The organism is Paraburkholderia sp. SIMBA_054 (genome assembly GCF_046534875.1).
Lineage (GTDB): Bacteria > Pseudomonadota > Gammaproteobacteria > Burkholderiales > Burkholderiaceae > Paraburkholderia > Paraburkholderia hospita.
Genome location: NZ_JAWRXV010001867.1, coordinates 1 through 230 on the forward strand (window position 1 = coordinate 1; position 230 = coordinate 230).

At 67.0% G+C, this 230-nt stretch carries 1 pseudogene; it reads left to right on the forward strand.

Annotated features, from left to right (window positions below):
- Positions 1 to 230 (forward strand): annotated as a pseudogene (locus SB822_RS61520) (hypothetical protein); the annotation flags it as partial.

Sequence of the window (230 nt, forward strand, 5' to 3'; positions counted from 1 at the left end):
TGGACTGCACGCGCTCGCGGCCACGCTGCATGTTCCCCAGTCTCTTGCTGAAATCGGCATGCGGCACGAAGACCTCGGTCGTGCGGCCGAACTGGTGCTGCAGATCGTCGGCGAACGCTTGCGCGGACTTTTTCCCAACGACGGCACGATCGCGTCGATCGGCGGCACGCAGTTCGCGCTGCTGATCAACGAAACCGGCGCCGCCGCCGACGCATTCGCCGCGGAGGCGC